Annotated in this window: 16 protein-coding genes, 2 pseudogenes and 1 riboswitch; of the genes and pseudogenes, 13 read left to right on the top strand and 5 right to left on the bottom strand. The window is 38.3% G+C overall.

The features are described 5' to 3' along the window. On the top strand, positions 1 to 206 hold a 206-nt coding region (locus C9J34_RS21890), incomplete at its 5' end, for a hypothetical protein (RefSeq protein ID WP_193768941.1). 101 nt (positions 207 to 307) lie between these two features. After that, entirely contained in the window at positions 308 to 2167 is a 1860-nt protein-coding gene (locus C9J34_RS08350) for a patatin-like phospholipase family protein (RefSeq protein ID WP_107839405.1), read from the top strand. A 27-nt stretch (positions 2168 to 2194) separates the two neighbouring features. Here the strand turns inward: C9J34_RS08350 and C9J34_RS08345 are convergent, their stop codons facing one another. Genes C9J34_RS08345 through C9J34_RS08335 form a run of 3 tightly spaced genes read right to left on the bottom strand, consistent with a single transcriptional unit; the run spans position 2195 to position 5561 of the window. After that, positions 2195 to 3241, bottom strand: coding sequence for a YkvI family membrane protein (locus C9J34_RS08345; protein WP_107839404.1), 1047 nt, complete (start codon positions 3239 to 3241; stop codon positions 2195 to 2197). Between the two features lie 19 nt (positions 3242 to 3260). Continuing rightward, positions 3261 to 4367 carry an o-succinylbenzoate synthase gene (gene menC / locus C9J34_RS08340; RefSeq protein WP_107839403.1) on the bottom strand — a complete coding sequence of 369 codons (1107 nt, stop codon included), beginning with the start codon at positions 4365 to 4367 and terminating at the stop codon, positions 3261 to 3263. 39 nt (positions 4368 to 4406) lie between these two features. Next, a complete protein-coding gene (locus C9J34_RS08335; protein WP_107839402.1) occupies positions 4407 to 5561 on the bottom strand; it encodes an amidohydrolase in 1155 nt (384 codons plus the stop codon). A 437-nt stretch (positions 5562 to 5998) separates the two neighbouring features. On the opposite strand from C9J34_RS08335, the pseudogene pdxS reads away from it, so the two are divergent. Continuing rightward, a pseudogene (gene pdxS, locus C9J34_RS08330) lies at positions 5999 to 6847 on the top strand (pyridoxal 5'-phosphate synthase lyase subunit PdxS); the annotation flags it as partial. Positions 6848 to 7038: 191 nt separating this feature from the next. After that, on the top strand, positions 7039 to 7536 hold the full coding sequence (locus tag C9J34_RS08325) for an LURP-one-related/scramblase family protein (protein WP_107839400.1): 498 nt from the start codon (positions 7039 to 7041) through the stop codon (positions 7534 to 7536). A gap of 403 nt (positions 7537 to 7939) precedes the next feature. On the opposite strand, the gene C9J34_RS08320 is transcribed toward C9J34_RS08325, so the two are convergent. After that, positions 7940 to 8191 (bottom strand): (4Fe-4S)-binding protein, encoded by a 252-nt coding sequence (locus tag C9J34_RS08320; protein WP_107839399.1) that lies wholly within the window; start codon positions 8189 to 8191, stop codon positions 7940 to 7942. A gap of 423 nt (positions 8192 to 8614) precedes the next feature. After that, complete coding sequence (locus C9J34_RS08315; protein WP_107839398.1) at positions 8615 to 8899, bottom strand: precorrin-6A/cobalt-precorrin-6A reductase; 285 nt, start codon at positions 8897 to 8899, stop codon at positions 8615 to 8617. A 164-nt stretch (positions 8900 to 9063) separates the two neighbouring features. Beyond that, a riboswitch (cobalamin riboswitch) is annotated at positions 9064 to 9247 on the bottom strand. 173 nt (positions 9248 to 9420) lie between these two features. On the opposite strand from C9J34_RS08315, the gene kynU reads away from it, so the two are divergent. From kynU to C9J34_RS08265, 9 genes and pseudogenes are all read left to right on the top strand, one after another. Then, entirely contained in the window at positions 9421 to 10692 is a 1272-nt protein-coding gene (gene kynU / locus C9J34_RS08310; protein WP_107839397.1) for a kynureninase, read from the top strand. Further along, entirely contained in the window at positions 10692 to 11315 is a 624-nt protein-coding gene (gene kynB / locus C9J34_RS08305; protein ID WP_107839396.1) for an arylformamidase, read from the top strand. The genes kynU and kynB overlap by 1 nt, the downstream gene beginning before the upstream one ends. Continuing rightward, positions 11315 to 12157 (top strand): tryptophan 2,3-dioxygenase, encoded by an 843-nt coding sequence (kynA, locus tag C9J34_RS08300; protein WP_107839395.1) that lies wholly within the window; start codon positions 11315 to 11317, stop codon positions 12155 to 12157. The genes kynB and kynA overlap by 1 nt, the downstream gene beginning before the upstream one ends. A gap of 148 nt (positions 12158 to 12305) precedes the next feature. Further along, positions 12306 to 13625 (top strand): annotated as a pseudogene (locus C9J34_RS22745) (AAA family ATPase). Between the two features lie 5 nt (positions 13626 to 13630). Beyond that, positions 13631 to 14671, top strand: a complete 1041-nt coding sequence (locus C9J34_RS08285) for a 5-methylcytosine restriction system specificity protein McrC (RefSeq protein ID WP_107839392.1) — start codon at positions 13631 to 13633, stop codon at positions 14669 to 14671. Between the two features lie 323 nt (positions 14672 to 14994). Beyond that, entirely contained in the window at positions 14995 to 16899 is a 1905-nt protein-coding gene (locus C9J34_RS08280; protein ID WP_107839391.1) for a redoxin domain-containing protein, read from the top strand. Between the two features lie 96 nt (positions 16900 to 16995). Beyond that, positions 16996 to 18219 (top strand): ABC transporter permease, encoded by a 1224-nt coding sequence (locus C9J34_RS08275; protein ID WP_107839390.1) that lies wholly within the window; start codon positions 16996 to 16998, stop codon positions 18217 to 18219. Continuing rightward, positions 18216 to 19322 (top strand): ABC transporter permease, encoded by a 1107-nt coding sequence (locus C9J34_RS08270; RefSeq protein ID WP_107839389.1) that lies wholly within the window; start codon positions 18216 to 18218, stop codon positions 19320 to 19322. The genes C9J34_RS08275 and C9J34_RS08270 overlap by 4 nt, the downstream gene beginning before the upstream one ends. Further along, entirely contained in the window at positions 19315 to 19986 is a 672-nt protein-coding gene (locus C9J34_RS08265) for an ABC transporter ATP-binding protein (protein ID WP_107839388.1), read from the top strand. Before C9J34_RS08270 ends, C9J34_RS08265 begins: the two co-directional genes overlap by 8 nt. The last annotated feature ends 40 nt before the right edge of the window (positions 19987 to 20026 follow it).

Genomic DNA, 20026 nt, shown 5'->3' with positions numbered 1-20026 from the left:
AGCCACCGTACGAGGAAATTCCACCAGTGGAAGAAGAGCCACCGTACGAGGAAACGCCACCAGTGGAAGAAGAAGAGCCACCGTACGAGGAAACGCCACCAGTGGAAGAAGAGCCACCGTATGAGGAAACGCCACCAGTGGAAGAAGAGGACCCTCCGTACGAGGAAGAGCCACCAATAGAGGACCCACCATATAAAGAAACTTAGTTCCCTTAAATAGAGCTACTAAAAGAAGTAGTCTCTTCATTTTTTAGACATTCGTTTGGATCGCATGGGCACGCATGATAGTGCAAAGGAGGTAGATTTGTTTGTCAGAAAAAGAAGTATATCCATTAATAAATGAAGAAATAATTGAAAAGTTAAAGCAATCAAACTTAAGTTTGCACAAAAATACTTTCTCAATGGGACAGTTGATTTTAGAAAAAGGGCAAATCTCACAAGCTATCCATATCATTGTTTCGGGGAAAATACGTGTCTTTATTGCACAGGAGCGAAAAATAGAGCTTGCTATTTTAAGGGAAGGACAGTTTTTTGGTGAAATGTCTTGTTTAACAAGTGATCCTGTAAGTGCACATGTAGAAGCGGTTGATGAAGTGCAAACGGTTAGCTTAAATCGAGATGGTATGATGCTCTTAATGAATCAAAATGCTGCATTTCGACTACAAATTATTGAGTCCATGGTGACACGTATTCAAAATTCTAATGAACGCGTTGTAGAGGAGCATCAAAAAAGTTTATTGTTGCTGAGGCATCATGAACATGAAGTACAAGAAAAATATGATGCATTAATTGGTGAAACAGAACCGATGGTAGAATTGCGTAAAAGAATTCATTATGCTGCACAGAGTGTCACACCAATAGTATGTATTGGTGAAGCAGGAACAGAAAAAATAAGTGTTGCTAAACATCTGCATGACTTGTCGACAAATGGGCATTATCCATTTGTTTTAATAGATGCAAACCAATTGATATTGGAGAAATGGCAAGAAAAACTTCAATTGGCACAAGGAGGAACAATTGTCGTTGAGCATGCAGAATTATTGGATAGCGATCTACTAAAAGAACTGATGCAGTTTGAACAGCAAGTAAGAATTGTATTTACGACAACAAAAAAGCTTACGCAACGCGTTGGAGTTGAAGTTTCAATCCCACCTTTGCGGAATCGAACAGAGGATATCCCTCTACTAGCTACATATTTTGCTAGAAAAGTAGGTAGGGTAAATCAAGAAAATCCGATTTCTGAGGAAGCAATCCGTCTGTTAAAGCTGTATCCATTTTTGCAAAACAATGTAGAAGAATTAAAAGAGCTTGTGGAAAAAGCATTCATATTGAGTGAAGGAAGAACAATCTACAGTAAACATTTGCACTTTGTGACGAATCGTAAACCAGGAGAAAGACCTAAAATAGACTTAGCATTAGGAAGCGGTGTAGCAAGAGGGCAAGCGCATATAGGTGTGCTGCAAATATTAGAAGAAGAAGGTATTCCAATTGATATGGTAGCGGGAACAAGTATCGGTGCAGTAGTTGGAGGAGCCTATGCAGCAGGGATGTCAGTTGCTGAAATGAAGAAGGTGCTATCGCGCGTAACATGGGGACAATTAGTACGCCCAACTGTGCCATTTCGTTCCTTCGTTGAAAATACACCGGTTATCGACTTTATTGAGCGTCATTTAGGGAAGCGTTTAATTGAAAATTTACCAACGCCATTTGCGGCTGTAGCCTCTGATGCTTTAACAGGGGAGGCGCATATTATGAAAAAAGGCTCTTTAGCACATGCACTTAGAGCGAGTTCTGCTGTTCCAGCCGTGATGCGACCTGTTCAATATGAGGGAAGAACATTAGTAGACGGTGCAGTCGTTCATCCTGTTCCTGCTGCACTTGTGAAAAGTATGGGGGCAGACATTGTCATTGGTGTCAATGTTTGCGCAGAATCCTTTGCAAAGGGCATGACAAGGCATGTTGTAGATTCTTTAATGAATACGATTGATATGATGAGTGCAAAGCTTGTAAAGGAGGAACTACAATTAGCTGATGTCATCATTCGTCCTGATTTAGGCTTTAATCAAATACGCTTCGGCAAAGAATTAGCTTTTTGTATATCTTCTGGAAAATCAGCAACGCGTCAAGCGCTAGATCAGCTTTATCAAATAATTGAGATGAAAAGTTAGAGAAGGTTGTAAGGGGATTGTTTTTCCCTACAACCTTCTTTTCTTCCACCATGTGAATACAACGATTACAATAAGCCCAAAGCCTAAATAGCCCATTGAAGCATAGACTTTTCCGACTAGATTGCTAAAGCCAATAAAGCTAGCGACGAAGCCTACTGTGCCAACAAAAATAAGGGCAGGCTTAAATAGTGGGTGAGTTGGCGTGATAAAGCGCACTGTAAATGTATAAAACATGCCAACAGCGGTGCTATACATCATGCCAAGTAAGGCAATCGCAACTAATGTGCCTACAAAGGGGTGGATTTGCATTGCTAAAGCAAGTGTAGGCATATCCACACCTGCTACAACATCTATTTTGACAAACAATGCAATATTAATTAATAGGATAAGTGTACCGAGCATAAGCCCCCCAAAAATGCCACCTAATCCAGCGACTTTACGGTCTTTTACCGTTCCGCCCATAACAATCAACATGGCAGCACCGATAACGATATTATAGGAAACATATAATAATGCGCTAATGAACCAATTTGAGTTTGCAGGTTGCTGCATTTGTGCGAGCTGATTTGCTTCCAAAAGTGAAAGGTCCATCGTCCATAATGAATACATTAAAATAATAAAAATAACAGTCATTAAATAAGGGGTAAGCATGGCAATAATCTGCATAATATTTTGAACATTCAAGAGCAAGGTACCAATTGTTAAACAAACCATCACGATGCTTCCAATGGCCGGCGAGATGCCAAACATTTGATGGAACATTGCGCCAGAGCCAGCAAACATCACAACCGCTACACTAAATAGACAGAGGGTAATGAACAGGTCAAGTATAAGCCCAATAGAACGACCACCCATGTAGTAAATAACATCTTTATGTGAGGTCGTTTGAAGCTGTGAGCCTAGCTGTGCTAAAATCATGCCTAAAAATGAAAAGGCGAATGTAGCAAAGAAGGCTCCTGCAATACCTATGAAGCCAAAGCTCGTAAAAAATTGCATAATCTCTTGTCCTGATGTAAAGCCTGCCCCAACAATGAGCCCGACGAATACACCACCAATTTGTAAGCTTTTTTTCAACTTCCCATCCTTTGTTCATTTAGCGATAAATTTTTTTCTCAACAGTGTACGCTTCAACAATTTGGCGATTGACCTCATAGCCGATTCCTACCGTTTGAGGTACTTGAATATAACCGTTTTCAGCCATAACTTCTGGTTCAATAACATCCTTTTCCCAATAGTGACTAGAGCCCGCTGTATCGCCAGGGAGGATGAAGTTCGGAAGCGATGTGAGTGCGATATTGTGCGCGCGGCCAATTCCTGCTTCGAGCATGCCACCGCACCATACAGGAATGCCTACCGTCGCACAGTAATCATGAATTTTCTTCGCTTCTGTTAAGCCACCGACACGTCCGATTTTGATGTTGATAACTTTGGTAGAGCCTAATTCAACAGCTTTGCGTGCATCTTCAAGCGAATTGATGCTCTCATCTAAGCAAATAGGTGTTATAATTTGCTGCTGTAATTTCGCATGATCGATAATATCGTCTGAAGCTAAAGGCTGCTCAATCATTATTAACTGAAATTCATCCAACTGTTGTAATAAATCGATATCATCTAAACTATAGGCTGAGTTAGCATCCGCCATAATTGCTATGTGAGGAAATGCACTGCGCAACGAACGAATTATTTCAATATCTAAGCCGGGTTTTATTTTTACTTTAATGCGTTTGTAGCCTTCTTTTAAATAGTTATCTACGACTTCGATTAGCTCATCAATTGAATTTTGAATACCGATGCTAATACCGACTTCAATTTTATCTTTTGTACCACCGAGAGCCTGTGCTAATGATTGTCTTGTTTGCTGTGCATAAATATCCCAAATAGCACCTTCGATTGTTGATTTTGCCATATTGTTTTTACGAATCGGTGCAAAAATTTCGCTCACTTCATCGGGATGGTGGATTTCTTTATTTAAAATAAGCGGTATGAGAAAATCCTCTAGCATATGCCAGTTTGTTTTCATTGTTTCCTCAGTATACCAAGGAGAATCGAAGGCAACAGATTCTCCCCAGCCGATTGTACCTGACTCATCCTTCGCTTCTAAAAGTAAAAAGTTTTTCATTTTAACTGTGCCGAAGCTTGTTGTAAAAGAGAATTTCATCTCCATTTGTAAATGGCGTATTATTATTTCAGTTATTTTCATCTATGCTTCCCCCAGTGTCAAAGGTATTGATTTTTTTTTTTAATTAACATCATGATGACTTGTTACTTCTTGCAATGCTAATAATACAGCCTTGACAATAATGTTAGCGCCAACATATAAACGTTCCTTGTTAAAAGCCATCAACGGATGATGTAGCCCTGGTGTAACACCACAGCCTAAGCCAAGCATTGTCGTTTTCAAATGTGGCTGAGTGTAAGCATAAAAATGGAAATCCTCTCCACCTGGTGTAACAACATCTTCAGCACAATGTTGCTCCCCAACGGTTTCGATAATTGCCTGTCTCATGATTGCCTTCGCATCATCATGCACTTGTGCTGCAACGATATGGGCTGCGCAAGTCGTTTCGATTTTTGCTCCATACAATGTGCTTACGGCAGCAACTGCTTTCTGGAAGCCCTCTGTCAACGCTTCCATCGTTTCATTTGTTTGCGCGCGCGCATCGATGCTAAATGTGGCACTACCAGGAATAATATTTGCCGATGAACCGCCAGCTTGAAGCTGTGTCATTTTAATCGAGGCAGATTGCGTCGGGCTAATCCAATGCCGCTTCATTGCATCAACGAGGGCTGCCGCTACCTCGATGGCGTTGATTCCTTGCTCAGGGCGAGCACCATGTGCCTCAATCCCTGTAATTGTGCCTGTGAACATTTTGGCTGCGCCATGATAAAGTGCAGGTGCATGAACACCGTCAGGAATTTCAACTAATGGTCTTACATGTGTACCAAATAAATATTCCAAGGGTGCAGTGATTCCTTGTGCAACGATGGCCTTAGCTCCTTGACCTTTTTCTTCAGCTGGTTGAAAAATAATTCGAACGGCGCTTGGTAAATGATCCTTTTGCTCGTTTAATAATAATGCTACGCCAATAGCCATCGTCATATGCCCATCATGTCCACAAGAATGATTTGCTTTAAATTGACCGTTCACTTCCTGCCAAAGTGCATCCATATCTGTGCGGAAGCCTACTTTTGGAACACCTTTGCCAATATCAACATAGAGCCCTGTCATATCGTCAAAAGTATGTGGTACTAAGCCTTCTTTTTTTAGAAGTTGTGCAATGTAGGTAGTTGTTTCAACCTCCTGCCAGCTAATTTCAGGGTTTGCATGTAAATGAGCAAATATTTTTTCCATTTGCTCTGTAATTGTTTGTACTGTCAATTTGTTCAACTCCATTTGTCCGCTAAAAAGCTATTTTGAAACTCCATTCAGCAAGTGTACAGACATTTGCTGAATAAGAGAAATTCAGTCTAAGAGTGTCACTTCCTGTGACAACGACTGAGTGACTAACATCTTGTTGCCCCAAAGCCTTCGGTGGATACTGCAGATTGCCTGCACGATGCAGGTCAGTTAACCGTTAGCGCGTGTCGTGATAGTTTTAGGTTAACTTCTACTAAGAGCAAGCTCGAAAAATCTGGACTAAAGTTAACCGAAGCATAATTGATTCATTGTTGATTATAGTATCGGATATTACAAGATATCCTGTCTATTATAAGATATAGAAAGAATTTTAAGAAAGTTAATTCGAATATCCTGACATTATCAAAAAATAGAAAACTGATTATTTTAAAGTGGTCAAAATTTGATATGCTAAATTTAGAAAAAGGAGGAAGTTAAAGATGATGAAATATGGTGGCGTAATTATGGATGTTATTAATGCGGAGCAAGCAAAAATTGCGGAAGCAGCAGGAGCAGTTGCTGTTATGGCTTTAGAGCGTGTACCGTCAGATATTCGAGCGGCAGGCGGTGTAGCACGTATGGCAGATCCACGCATTGTCGAGGAAGTACAAGGAGCAGTTTCAATTCCCGTTATGGCAAAGGCTCGTATCGGTCATATTTCGGAGGCACGTGTGTTAGAGGCATTGAACATTGATTTTATTGATGAGAGTGAAGTGCTATCACTAGCAGATGAGGAATTCCATTTATTAAAAAGCGAATTCAAAGTGCCGTTTGTGTGTGGTGCACGTAATCTTGGTGAGGCAGCGAGACGTATCGGTGAAGGTGCGAAAATGATGCGTACAAAAGGGGAGGCTGGTACAGGAAATATCGTTGAGGCAGTGCGTCATTTACGTGAAATCAATGCACAAATTCAAAAGGTCATTCATATGGATCCAGCAGAATTAATGACAGAAGCACGTGAGCTTGGTGCACCATATGAAGTATTGCTAGCGATTAAAGAGGCCAAGCGTTTACCAGTCATCAATTATGCAGCAGGTGGTGTAGCAACACCAGCAGATGCAGCCTTAATGATGGAATTAGGAGCAGACGGTGTATTTGTGGGGTCAGGCATTTTTAAATCGGAAAACCCAGAGCAATTTGCAAAAGCAATCGTGCAAACAACAGCAAATTATCAAGACTATGAATTGATTGCTCGCTTATCAAAGGGTTTAGGCACACCGATGAAAGGCATTGAATTATCCACATTACCAGCGAATGAAAGATTGGCTGCACGTAGCTTATAAGAAAAGAGGAGGCTGTCTGAAAAGGTATTATCTTTTCGGACAGCCTCTTTTATATTTTAAGATAAATTTTTCTCTTTGATGTGATAGCTAAAGCTTTTTCTTTTGTGAGTGGTTTTCTATGAAAAATAAATGAATCTATAAGAAGACAAGGAACGTATATGTTAGTAAATACGGAATAGGGGGGAGCATATATGAACCGACTGTATATTAAACAAAAAATATTTAGTTTAAGTGGAAAGTTTACGGTGAAAAATGCACAGGGAGATGATGTGTATTTTGTGGAAGGGAGCTTTCTGCAAATCCCGAAAACATTTACAATTTTCGATTCATCTCGAGCTGAAGTAGCTATGATTACGAAAAAGGTTTTCAGCTTTTTGCCAACATTCTTTGTCGAAGTAGATGGAAGAGAAATGGTGAAAATTAAAAAGAAATTTAGTTTTTTTAAGGCGCATTATTCGATTGAAGTGGAAGGAATTGAGGTGCGCGGCAATTGGTTTGATATGAATTTTTCTATATTGAGACATGGCGAAGTAGTTGGAAGTGTAAGTAAAGAGTGGTTTACTTGGGGAGACAGTTATAAAGTAGAAGTTTTAGATGAAAAACTGGAGAAACTCATCATCGCACTTGTTGTAGCAATTGATTGTGTAAAGGCAGATAACAGCGCAGCGGCTACATCGGCAGCAACATAAACATGGACAGAGCAAATAAATAGAAAAATTGAAATTGTTAACTGCATAATAATGAACTAGACTTTTTAGAGGTATTGACTCAGCTAGATGAAAAAGATTATTTATTGTTTACAGCAAGGTTGTCAAGAAAGTGGCTATGTTTTCAGTACAATAAACATCGTTGTCTGCAATTATTCATCACAGAAAATATGGCTAGTGCACCACTTTCTTGACGGCAATTGATGTTGTGGAACAACTAGCAAAAATCCGATTGTCGACATATAAAATCAAATATGCCTCAGCTAGCACTAGTTCAGATTTTTGGGAGTTTGTTCTTTGTAGAAATTAATCTACTGAATTGGGGAAATTTTTTTCATAATTGATTAAACCTTTTTGGATATCGTTATTTGTGTGCAAAGTAGTACTAGCTCTCTGGTATCTCCTCCTTTAATATATATTGCAATGCTTTTTTGGGACATGTGTCAATAATACGAGCGACTTCATTAGCTGATTTAGCGTCTGCAATCACCCAAGGTTTTCTTTTTGGATTGAACACATCCTTACTCCCCTTTACACAGTTACCAACATGTTGACACAAATCTCTCGAGTAAAAAACATCGATTTTTTCTCCACTATACTTGCGATAACGAGCGTTTAATAATTGTTGCTCTGTCATCTTCTCCATCCCCCTTATGATGTAATATGGAAGTGCATTAACGGACTGATAATTAAAGCCGTATATTCTGTGCATTAGTCCTCCACTTAGTGAAGTTTCAGTTTATGTTACATAAAATAATAAAAGGTGACAATGAAAAAAATCACTTGATTGAGTTGGAGCGTCATTGAAGAGAGTAAATCTAAAGTTTTTACTATTTGTCAATAGCTGTGTAGGAGATGAGTTAGTGGACTATAATCCTCAAATTATTAATGTTGGTGTTGGGGATAAATATTGTATTTAATGAAGTACTTTCGCCTTTATATGGAGCGCTGGCAATTGACAAGCAAAATGCCATTCTTTTTTCTAGCATGCATTCAGCGGGCGTTCCCCAATCCCGCTGAATGAGATGGTGGCGAAGGGAGTTATTCACATAATCGATTATTACATAACAAGCTGAGGATGTTCGTAACGTACATAGGATACACCACAATTAAAGGCAGCTTCCATTGCTGTTTTTGATGCTTCCTCAGCGAAGGGATGACTTGCATCGACAACACAAGTAACGTCATGCTGTGTAATCATATTCACCATTTCATTGACGGATAAATGATTCGTTAAAAGGACGCCTGCTAAGCAAGTACTTTTTGTCATCACATTATGCCCTTGCTGCTGCAAAGTAAGGGCTAATTCGCGTGTTTCATTTATTCCTTCTATAAATAAAATCATATATGCACCCTCCTTGTTGTTTCACGTACTAAAATAAAAAAGCTGTATCTCTAAAAGTAAGAGATACAGGCTGTGAGATTTCATGTTGAAAAAGCGTGTATATTGTTGTATATACACATTTCTTACATTCGATGTCTCGCCTATACTTCTCCCTCCGAAAAGCAAAGTGACCAATTAAATAAGCAGGTTTCCTGGCTCGTGCTTCTTTTTACTTTCACATCTTCCCATTCAATTGAACAGTGATTGTCGTGATTTCATCTGCACTTACAGTAGCGGGGGCTGCATTAGCTTTTCACTAATTTCCCTTTTACCTTAGCATTGCTAAGCACTCATTTAACCATCATATTCGATTATGTTTTTACGATAACATATTTTATATATAAATAAAAGCAAATAAAGTGAAACTTCAATCAGTGGATTTTTCAAGTTACTTTCATTAGAAATACGGTAGATGCACTAGAGAAAAAATTAATGAATATGATAGTATCAATAAGAAGAGTATTGAAAGGGGTGGCGCAAACATGACAACAAATTCGTTGACATATGCTAAAAGTTTAGATGAAACATATGAAATTCCCTCAAAAAGAGAAGCATTTTATATACAGGAGGGGCGCATTTATTTTGATGGTAATTCATTAGGGTTAATGTCAAAGCGTGCAGAAGAAACATTGCATAGCTTATTAGGTTCATGGAAGGACTATGGCATTGATGGCTGGACGCAGGGGGAGCATGCTTGGTTTTTCCTTGCAGAAAAACTTGGTGCACAAATGGCACCAATTGTTGGAGCTAATAAGGAAGAAGTAATCGTTACAGGCTCCACAACGAGCAATTTACATCAACTAGTCGCAACATTATATAAACCAGAAGGGAAGAGAACGAAAATTTTAGCGGATGAGCTGAATTTTCCTTCTGATATTTATGCATTAAAATCACAATTAGCATTGAAGGGCTATGATGAATCACATTTAATTCGCGTTGCTTCACGCGATGGGCAAATACTTGATGAGGACGATATTATTGCAGCTATGACAGATGAGGTAGCATTAATCGTTTTGCCTGGCGTGCTTTATCGCAGTGGGCAAATTTTAAATATGGAAAAATTAACGCAGGCTGCACACGATCGAGATATTATGATTGGCTTTGATTTATGCCATTCAGTTGGCTCTGTTGTACATCAGTTGCATGACTGGGATGTAGACTTTGCATTTTGGTGTACGTATAAACATTTAAATGGTGGACCAGGTAGCACAGGTGCCCTTTTTGTGCATGAAAAGCATTTTGGCACAGCCCCTGGATTGGCTGGCTGGTTTGGTTCAAATAAAGAAAAGCAATTTACGATGAGCCACACATTTGAGCCTGCATCTGAAGCAGGAGCTTTCCAAATTGGGACACCGAATGTGCTGAGCATGGCACCACTTTTAGGAGCGCTGGAGTTGTTTAATGAAATGGGCATTGCAAATGTGAGGAAACGTTCGTTAGCTTTATCAGATTACATGCTGAAATGTGTGGAAGATATGCTAGGGGAATATGATTTTAAAGTATGTAGTCCAACAGCGCATCACGAGCGTGGTGGTCATATTTATTTAGAGCATCCAGATGCAGCGCGTATTTGTAAAGCGTTGAAGGAGCGAAATGTCGTTCCAGATTTCCGTGCACCACAGGGCATTCGCCTAGCTGCGGTAGCCATGTACAACACATTTGAAGAAGTGTATAAATGCTTTGAGATTTTAAAGGACATTATGGAAACGAAAGCATACGAAAAGTTTAGTAATGAAAGAGAGATTGTCGCGTAATGGGATGGATTGATATTACACAGCCATTAAATAAAAATATTGCCACATGGGCAGGCGATACGAAATTTACCTATGAAACCGTTGCGACAAAGGAGCAAACAGGCTCAGTCAATGTCGGGATGCTACAAATGAGCCTTCATTCGGGGACACATATGGATGCCCCCTTTCATTTTGATAGCGATGGGCACACATTTGAGCAGCTTGATTTAGAACGTTGTATTGGCAAAGTGGTCATTGTAGAGTGCCTAGATAGCGACTTTATTGAAGTAGCACATGTAGAAGGAAAAATTGCTGGAGTGAACGCTGTATTTTTTAAAACAAAGGCAATGGCAAATCCGCATATTTTCCCCGAGGAAGTGCCAACATTGACGCCAGAGACAGTGGCTTATTTAAAGGAATGTGGCATTCAGTTAATCGGGGTAGATGTACCATCAGTTGATAAAGTCTCATCAAAGGAGCTGCCAATCCATCATGCATTGGCAGAAAGCGATATTTATATAGTAGAGAACCTATTGCTTGAGCATGTCAAAGCAGGGCGTTACGAGATGATACTTTTACCTTTATTAATAGAAGGTGCAGATGGTAGCCCTGTAAGAGCAGTCATCAAAGAGGAGGAGCAATAATGTCGAATAATTACAAGCCATTTGAAGATGAGAAAAAAATTGTTACGGATTTTAAAGATCGCATGACATATACAGACTATTTACATTTAAATGAGGTACTGGATTGCCAAAAGCCTTTAACAGATGAGCATGATGAAATGTTATTTATTACGGTGCATCATGTGAGCGAGCTGTGGATGAAGCAAATTTTGCATGAAATAAAATCTGCAACAGTGGATATTCATAATGGGCGATTACCAGAGTCATTTAAAAAGCTAGCACGTGTTTCACAAGTGCAGAATCAGTTGAAAAATGTTTGGGATGTACTTGCTACATTAACCCCTGCGGATTACTTGCAGTTCCGAGATCAGCTAGGCAATTCATCGGGTTTCCAATCCTATCAAAACCGTTTACTAGAGTTTTATTTTGGCTATAAAACACCGCATATTTTAAAAATCTATGCACATGATGAAAAAATATTGACCATGTTACAGGAAGCCTACAATGCACCAAGTTTGTATGATGAGGCAATTCGTACATTAGCGAAGCGCGGCTTTGCCATTGATGAAGAAATATTAAATCGTGATATCACAGCAAAATATGAAGCAAATGACAGTGTCAAAGAAGCTTGGAAAGCTGTTTATCGTGAGCCAGAAAAATATTTCGATTTGTATGAGCTAGCTGAGGAGCTTGTCGATATTGAAGATCTATTCCAGCAATGGCGCTTCCGCCATATGAAAACAGTGGAGCGTATTATTGGCTTTAAAATGGGAACAGGTGGTTCTGGTGGTGTTAGTTACTTGAAGAAAGTACTAGATCAATACTTCTTCCCAGAGCTTTGGCAGTTGCGTACGGAGTTGTAATTTTATTAAGAGTGTATCTGAGAAGCTTTCAGATGCACTCTTTTTTGATAGGGGAGTGAAAATTTACCGATAGAATTTAAAAATTGCCAAATAGATCTTTTAGCAAGCTATAATAGTGAAAAAGCTGTGCGTTGTGGAGGGATAAAAAATGAGTATTGTATATAAATGGAATTTATTGAGGAACCCTTTAGAGGTGCTTCAAATTCAATATAATTTTGATGATTTTGAGATTTTGTGGAATGAGGAGACGCATTATGATGAATATGCGGATATTATAGAGCATTTGAATAGTGGCGAAGAAGTGTATGCATTGTACTATAATCAGGATGTTCCTGTTTGTATGACTAGAATTACATATTTTTGGAAGAATGGAGACTTTGAACAATATAAGTTGCAGCATCCAGCCATTCAAGAGGCATTAACTGAAGAGGAGATAGATGCCAATGTGTGGATGGAAAAAGACTGTAGACTTGTGAATCACTCGATTGAACAATATTTAACGAAAATAAATGGGGATTTATATTTTTTGGACAAAGTAGGCTATGAACACTATCTTGCTGATATGAATATACATTATCCAAAATTGACGACGGAAGCAGTCATTACAAAGGAAAGCTTATTGAATGAACTATTTATTTCAGAGGAAACAATGGAACAAATGCTAGGGGCACTTCAATACAAGAAAAACCTTATTTTACAAGGAACTCCAGTAGTAGGTAAAACCTTTATTGCGAAAAGGCTTGCTTATTTGCAAATGATTTATAAAGACTCAGAGCGTGTACAAATGATTCAGTTCCACCAAACGTATTCCTATGAGGATTTCATCCAAGGCTATCGACCAGAAGCAGGTGGGGGCTTTCAATTAAAAAATGGTGTATTTTATGATTTCTGTAAGAAGGCACAATTGGATGCTAATCATGATTAGTATTTTATTATTGATGAAATGAATAGAGGAAATATTAGTAAAATATTTGGTGAACTGTTGATGTTGATAGAGGCTGATAAGCGTGGACCAGAATATGCGATTCCACTGACTTATTCAGAAAAAGAAGAGACTTTTTATATTCCTAAAAACCTTTATATTATTGGTTTAATGAATACAGCGGATCGTTCATTAGCTGTAGTAGATTATGCTTTAAGAAGGCGTTTTGCTTTTATCCATATGGAGCCGATATTTGATGAGAAATTCATTCATTTTCTAGAGCAAAACGGTATTGAACAATCATTTGCACAGTTTATAGTTAATGCTATGACACAATTAAATCGAGTGATTGAGCATGACCCTCATTTAGGGAAAGGGTTTTTGATTGGGCATAGCTATTTTTCAACAGCTATTCAATCGAAGCAGCCAGCTGCTTGGTACAATCAAATCATTCGTTATGAAATTGGTCCAATGCTAGAAGAATATTGGTATGATGATACGGAACAGGCACAGCGAGAAACAGAAAAGCTGATTTTTAAGGAGTAAATACGATGGCAAATAACATTCCTATTCATAACATTTATTATATGCTGATCTATTGTGCAGGTATTTTGCCAGAGGTAGAGGAAACGCAAGTAACAAATATCGATGAAACGGAATTAGTTGAGCTATTTGCAGCAGCACTTGTAAGGCGCTTGAGAGGTTTTATTAAAAGAGGCTTTTATAAGGAATATATTGTACAACAAGAAAGCTCCTCAGCAATACGGGGGAAAGTTTTGTTTAAGGAAAGCATTGCGACAGCCGCTCTGACCAATGCGAAGTTAGTATGTCAATATGATGTGTTTTCAGAAAATATTGTACATAATCAAATTTTGAAGGCGACAATTCATACATTAATAAAGCATCCTACATTAAAAAAATCGCTAAAGCTAACATTAAAAAGAATGTACCCCTATTTTCAGCATGTCACGCTTATACAGTTGGAACGTAAACATTTTCAGCAAATTCAGCTACATAAGCAAAGTCAAAACTATCATCTTATGCTAGAAATTTGTCGCATTATATTTGAGCATTATTTAATCGATGAAGAAAGTGGCAAATTAACCTTTGTGGATTTTATGCGAGAAGGTAAGATGCACTATGTGTTTGAGAGCTTTGTGCGCAATTTTTACAGGCTAGAGCAACGACAGTATAAAGTATATCGTGAAACATTAAGCTGGCAGATTGGGGAGGTTTTAGCTGGTAAGCAAGAGGTAATACCCAAAATGCAGACGGATATTTGTTTATCAGATTCAACGACGAAAATGATTATTGATACGAAATTTCATAGTCAGCCACTTGCTCGTAATTATTATGACGAGGAAAAAATTAAATCTGAAAATTTATATCAAATCTATAGCTACTTAAGCAATTCACGACAGTATGACAAAATGATTGGCATACTATTATATCCTCAAATTGATAAGGAGATTCATCAAGCATTTGAAATGAATAACTATTTAATTAAAGTGGTAACAGTGGATTTAGCACAAAGCTGGCAGCATATTAAGGAAAAGCTATTAGCGATTATTAATGATCTTGCTGTCGAATAATGATAATGAAAGCGACTATATTCTTGTTTCATCTACTGTATTTTATAACAAAGCAAATGAAACTAGTTAATTAGTAATAGTAAATGCATTTTTAATAAAAACTAAAATCCTGTTTTTTGTAAAAAAACAAATTTGTCTTATTATTCTAAGTAAACCTTTTGTATACTAATATTATTCTGTTAAACGAGGGATTTGTTACATTTGAAACAATCAACATACAATCGACATTATTAGACATTTTGAAATGTTTAAGAAATACATAGTGTTTTGTAGCCCTTCCTATTCGAAGATGGAATAGATTATAGTTGGAAAGGTGAAGAAAGATGGAAAATCAAGAACAACAGAAGCCTAATACGACTTCTAAAAAGAAGTGGTTTATCGGTGGAGGTGTAGCTGCGCTTGTTTTAGCAAGTGGCATTGGAGCGGCAGCCCTATTTATGAAATCTCCGAAAGCGGCATATTTCGCTGCAGAATCTGAAACTGTTAGTGAAGTGGTAGATTTCTTTGGAGAAAAGTATAAAGAAGAGCTAAAATGGTCTGAATTAGCCAAAACAGCAGTTATTCAAAGTGATTTCAAAATTACTACAGATGTTGAAAGTGAAGGCATGGAAGACCCGGCTTTTGATATGATCAACTCAGCTGCACTTAATTTGTCTACTACGACAGATGTGAAAAATAAACAATATGCATTAGGTTTCGGTGGAGAAATTGCAGATGTGAAAGTTGATAACTTTGAAGTGTTTATAACACCAAAGCAATTTGTATTAAATGCACCATTTTTATCTGAAGCGATTAGCGTTTCGGGAGAGAAATTAAATGAGTTTACAGATGGGGAATTAGGCTGTAGTCAAGATATTTTATTGGAAACAGAGCTGATAACAAAGGCACAGCAAAAGTATTTAACGAAAAACTTAGGCAAAACTATTTATGAAGAGTTACCTGATGAAGCCTTTACTAAAGAGAAAAACAAAATCGTTATGGATTTGTCAAAGCAAGATGTGAAAAAAGTAGCGACAGCACTAGCAAAGAAGATGGAAACAGACCCAGAGCTAGAGTCCATTTTAAAGCATGCGATGGCAACACAAGGAATTTGTGATGATGAATCAATTAAAGATGTAAAACAAGAAATTGTTAATGCTTTAGGTGAAATCGAATTTGGGGTTGTGTCAACAATTTGGGTAGAGAAGGGAAAGATTACCCAGCGTGAATTGAAATTCAAAGAGGCAGAGGATTTTGTTATTACAGGTAAGCAATCATTTGGTAAAGAATTAACATTTGATTATGAGTTGCAAGGTACTGCCGAACACATGTTAATTGAAGGTAAATTCCAAAAAGGTAATAAAGCTTCTGACAGTGTGAATTTTGCGTTTGACAATGTAAAAGTTGTCTATGAATCAGAGGAAAATAAAGAAAAAGATACGAAGAACTTTGAGCGCAAGTTGATTATTGACGCTGAAGGTGAGCAGGTTACGTTAAATTGGGATGGCTCTACACAATATAAGGCAGATAGCGCTGTTGGAGAGCATGTTGTCTATGTTAATATTCCAGAGGTTGGGAAAATAGCCTTAACAATCGAACAGGATAGCAAAAAAATCAAAGCGCTTGAACTACCAGAAAAAATCAAAGATATTAGTAACTTAACAGATGATGAGTTATCAGAATATATGATACAGGTTATGGAAGATGCGCTAGCTTGGGCAGAAAACTTTATGGCTGAAACAGGCTTTGATGAATACTTAGGTGATGATTATTATTACGATGATGACTACTATTATGATGAAGATTTCGAAAACTATAGCTTTAGTGAAATAATAGGGTTGCCAGCACCTGATTTTGAACTTGTTGACTTAAATGGCAACACGCATCGTTTAGCAAACTATGAAGGAAAAGGCGTATTTTTATATTTCTGGGGAACTTGGGTTGAGCCAAGTGAAGAGGAAATGCTAGCCATCAATCGTCAATATCAAGTGTTCCGAGAGCAAGGGGTTGAAGTGTTAGCGATTAACGTTGCACAATCTGATGCTGACGTACAAAGTTTCATTTCTAATTTAGGTGTTGATTTCCCTGTCGCAATTGATGAAACGACAAATGTAATGACTGCTTATGATGTAGGGTTTGTATTGCCTGCGACTGTGGTAATTGCGCCAACGGGAGAAGTAGTTGACGTGATCGATGGGGAAATGACTGAGGAAGATATTGCTTGGTATATGGAATACATTACACCATAACATCCCCTTTTGTATCAACAACATTACTAAAGGGCAATAAGGATGTACCATTTAATCAAGTTTTGTAAAGATTCATTGGGCTAGAGAGGGATATGTATGAAAGCGTTCAAAAATATACTCTTTTTTACAATGCAAAATGCTCGCTATTTAAAGAAGAAGTGGTTCTCACTTCTTCTTCTTTTTATCACGCCAATTTGTATGATTGGTTTATTTTTGTTATTAATTTTGCAATTTATGATGCCTGATGAGCGACAAAAATCCACATTAGCAATTGTAGATAATGACCGTACTGAAGAATCAAAAATATTAACGCAGCTGCTTGTGATGGCATTAAACGGCAATGGTCATATTCATATCGAACGTATGTCTGCTAGAGAGGCGGAGCAAGCAATAGCGCAGCAGCAAATTACAAGCTACGTTACGTTCCCGCAAGGCCTAACAAAGGAGCTATATGCAGGAAATCCAATTGAACTACCGCTTGTAGGAGATGCGAATAAGCCAATCGAAAATGCCATGATTGAAAATTTGCTGAACAGTATGGCTTCGTATATTGAATCTGCACAGGCCAATATTTTAACGGTCTATGAATACGCCAAAGAGACCTCGATGAGCACGGAACGCTACAATCAGCTACAGGAAGAAATATTTATTGACTATGCGATTTATACGGTAGGGAAAAACAATTTCCTGTTAGAAAATACGGTGAAAAATACAGCAACAAGTATGCCAAGCTATTATTATGCAATGTCGACATTGTTTATTTGTACGACGATATGGTTAACAGGCTTTTATATGCTTCTTATGAAGGAGGAGTCAAGGAGCATTCAAAATCGACTAAGGCTCTTTGGTGTGACAATTGCCCAGCTGTTTATAGCAAGAGCAATTATCACCATTAGTGGGATGTTGCTATGTTTAACTATACTGTATAGTGTGATGAATCAGTGGCTAGAGCTGGCACTTTATCCGCTTGATTATATGCGCCTTTTGTTATTTGTCCTTCTATATAGTGTTTGTGTTGTTTGTTTACAAGGTGTTATAGAACTTGTCAGTACAACGGCAAAAATGCGTATGCTATTGTATATCATTTTAACAGCGCTTGTTATTGGTGTGAGTGGTGCCGTGTTACCAACGATTTATTTCCCGGCTGGACTCCAACAACTATTGCTTTATACATTTCCTTATGAAGCCTTTACATGGGTAATTGATATTGCCCTTGAAAATCGCAACTATGCGAATTATACGAGCATGCTTGCTTCTATAGCTATTAGTATCATTCTATTTGGACTGTTGGCGTTGTATAGGGAAAGGAGGCTGCGATGAAAAGAGCGATGTATATGCGGGCATTGCATTTGAAATATGAATGGAAATCAACTGTCTTTTGGCTTGTTTTTCCTTTCATAGGCACGGTCTTTCTTTATCAGCTTGCACTCACCTTTATTGGTGAAAGCAAAGTGCCAATCGCTGTTGCTGTTGAGGATGACTCAGCATATGCAATGGAAATAGTAGAGCAGCTACAGACGGTGGAATACTTAAATGTGCGCCTCCTACAAAAAACAGAGGCAATTCGACTGTTAGAGCAGCATGAGTTAGATAGTGTTTTTGTCATTCGCAAAAAATATGAGGAAAATATCAAAGAAGGACGAAAGAAGCTAATTGAGGCCTATGCATCGAATCGCTCCTATGCATATGAGACTTCAAAAGAGCTGATGAGTTCGGTAGTAATGGAGCAGGCATTGCGGGCAAAAACAGCACGAGATATTGAAGCATTGCTAATAAATTACGATATGCAGCATTTATTTGATGAGCAAATCATTGAGGAAAAGGTACGCAAGCGGCAAATAGAAACCGATTTAATTCAAATTCCATTCTCCCTTTTTAATGCCAAAGAGGAAACTGGGGATAAAATACCATATGTATCAAAGTGGGCGATTTGGTCAAGTTTAACGGTGCTTGCTACTTTCTTTTTATTTGATTGGTTTGTGAAAGAGCGAAATCATTCGATTAGACAGCGTTGGGTATTAGGTGCACAAACGTATATGAGCTATGCATTTGTGCAATTTGTTCTTTATTATGTTGTGCTTTTATTGGTTGATTTGTTCGCATTCTTCTTATTATCACAAAGCATGTCGCTCTGGTCAATCGCTGTACTATGCCTATGTCGCTTTGTATTAAATAGCTATGCATTTATGGTGGTGGCACTTTGTAAAAATCCATCTACGTATTATATTTTATCTATTTTAGTAACGCTCCTGTTTACGTTAACGAATGGTGGCATTGTGCCGATTCGAGATAGTGGTTATGTCCATCAATTATTCGCACAGCTGCACCCAATGTATGCGCTATTAAAGGTGGAGCTACCGATTGCTGCACTGCTACTTTGCAGTATGCTCATGCTTGTTGGAGGGAGGTTGAAAAATGCTTGAAGTACAGTCCATTTACAAGCAATACGACAAAAAAACTGTTTTGGAAAATGTCTCATTGTCTATTGGTGAAGGTGAAATTGTTGGTCTTGTCGGAGAAAATGGTGCGGGAAAATCCACATTACTCCAGCTGCTTGCCACATTAATGAAGCCTGATGCGGGCGAAATTTATTGGCAAGGGTTAGCGTATCGGCAACATGTGAAAGCCATTAAACAGCAAATAGGCTTTGTCCCACAGGATTTAGCAATTTGGGAGCATTTTTCAGTCGAAGATAATATGCGCTATTTCGAACGCTTAAGTTGGAAGCGCATTGGCATCGCAGCATGTCAGCAAATTTGTCGTGATATGCAGTTGCCACAATGGAAGGAGCCTGCTTCTAGTTTATCGGGTGGAATGAAGCGCAAATTAAATTTAGCGATTAGCCTAATTCATCAGCCAAAGTTGCTATTATTGGACGAGCCAACTGTCGGTATTGATATGCGTTCAAAGCAAGAAATTGGCCGCTTTTTAAGGCAACTCGCTGAAACACATGGAACGACAATCATCTATACATCTCATGATATGAATGAAATAGAGCAATTTACTGATCGAGTGCTATTAATTGGCAAGGACCGCTACTACGAGGAGTTATTGCGAACACAAGGTATTCAAGTGGATTGCTTGTAAGGTTGTTTGTTATGAAAGGTCGCTTGATGTACCACTTTTT

The sequence above is a fragment of the Metasolibacillus meyeri genome (genome assembly GCF_003049505.1).
In the GTDB taxonomy this organism is placed as follows: domain Bacteria; phylum Bacillota; class Bacilli; order Bacillales_A; family Planococcaceae; genus Metasolibacillus; species Metasolibacillus meyeri.
Note: the sequence above shows the minus strand (reverse complement) of the source record. Positions and strands in the feature narration are given on the sequence as shown.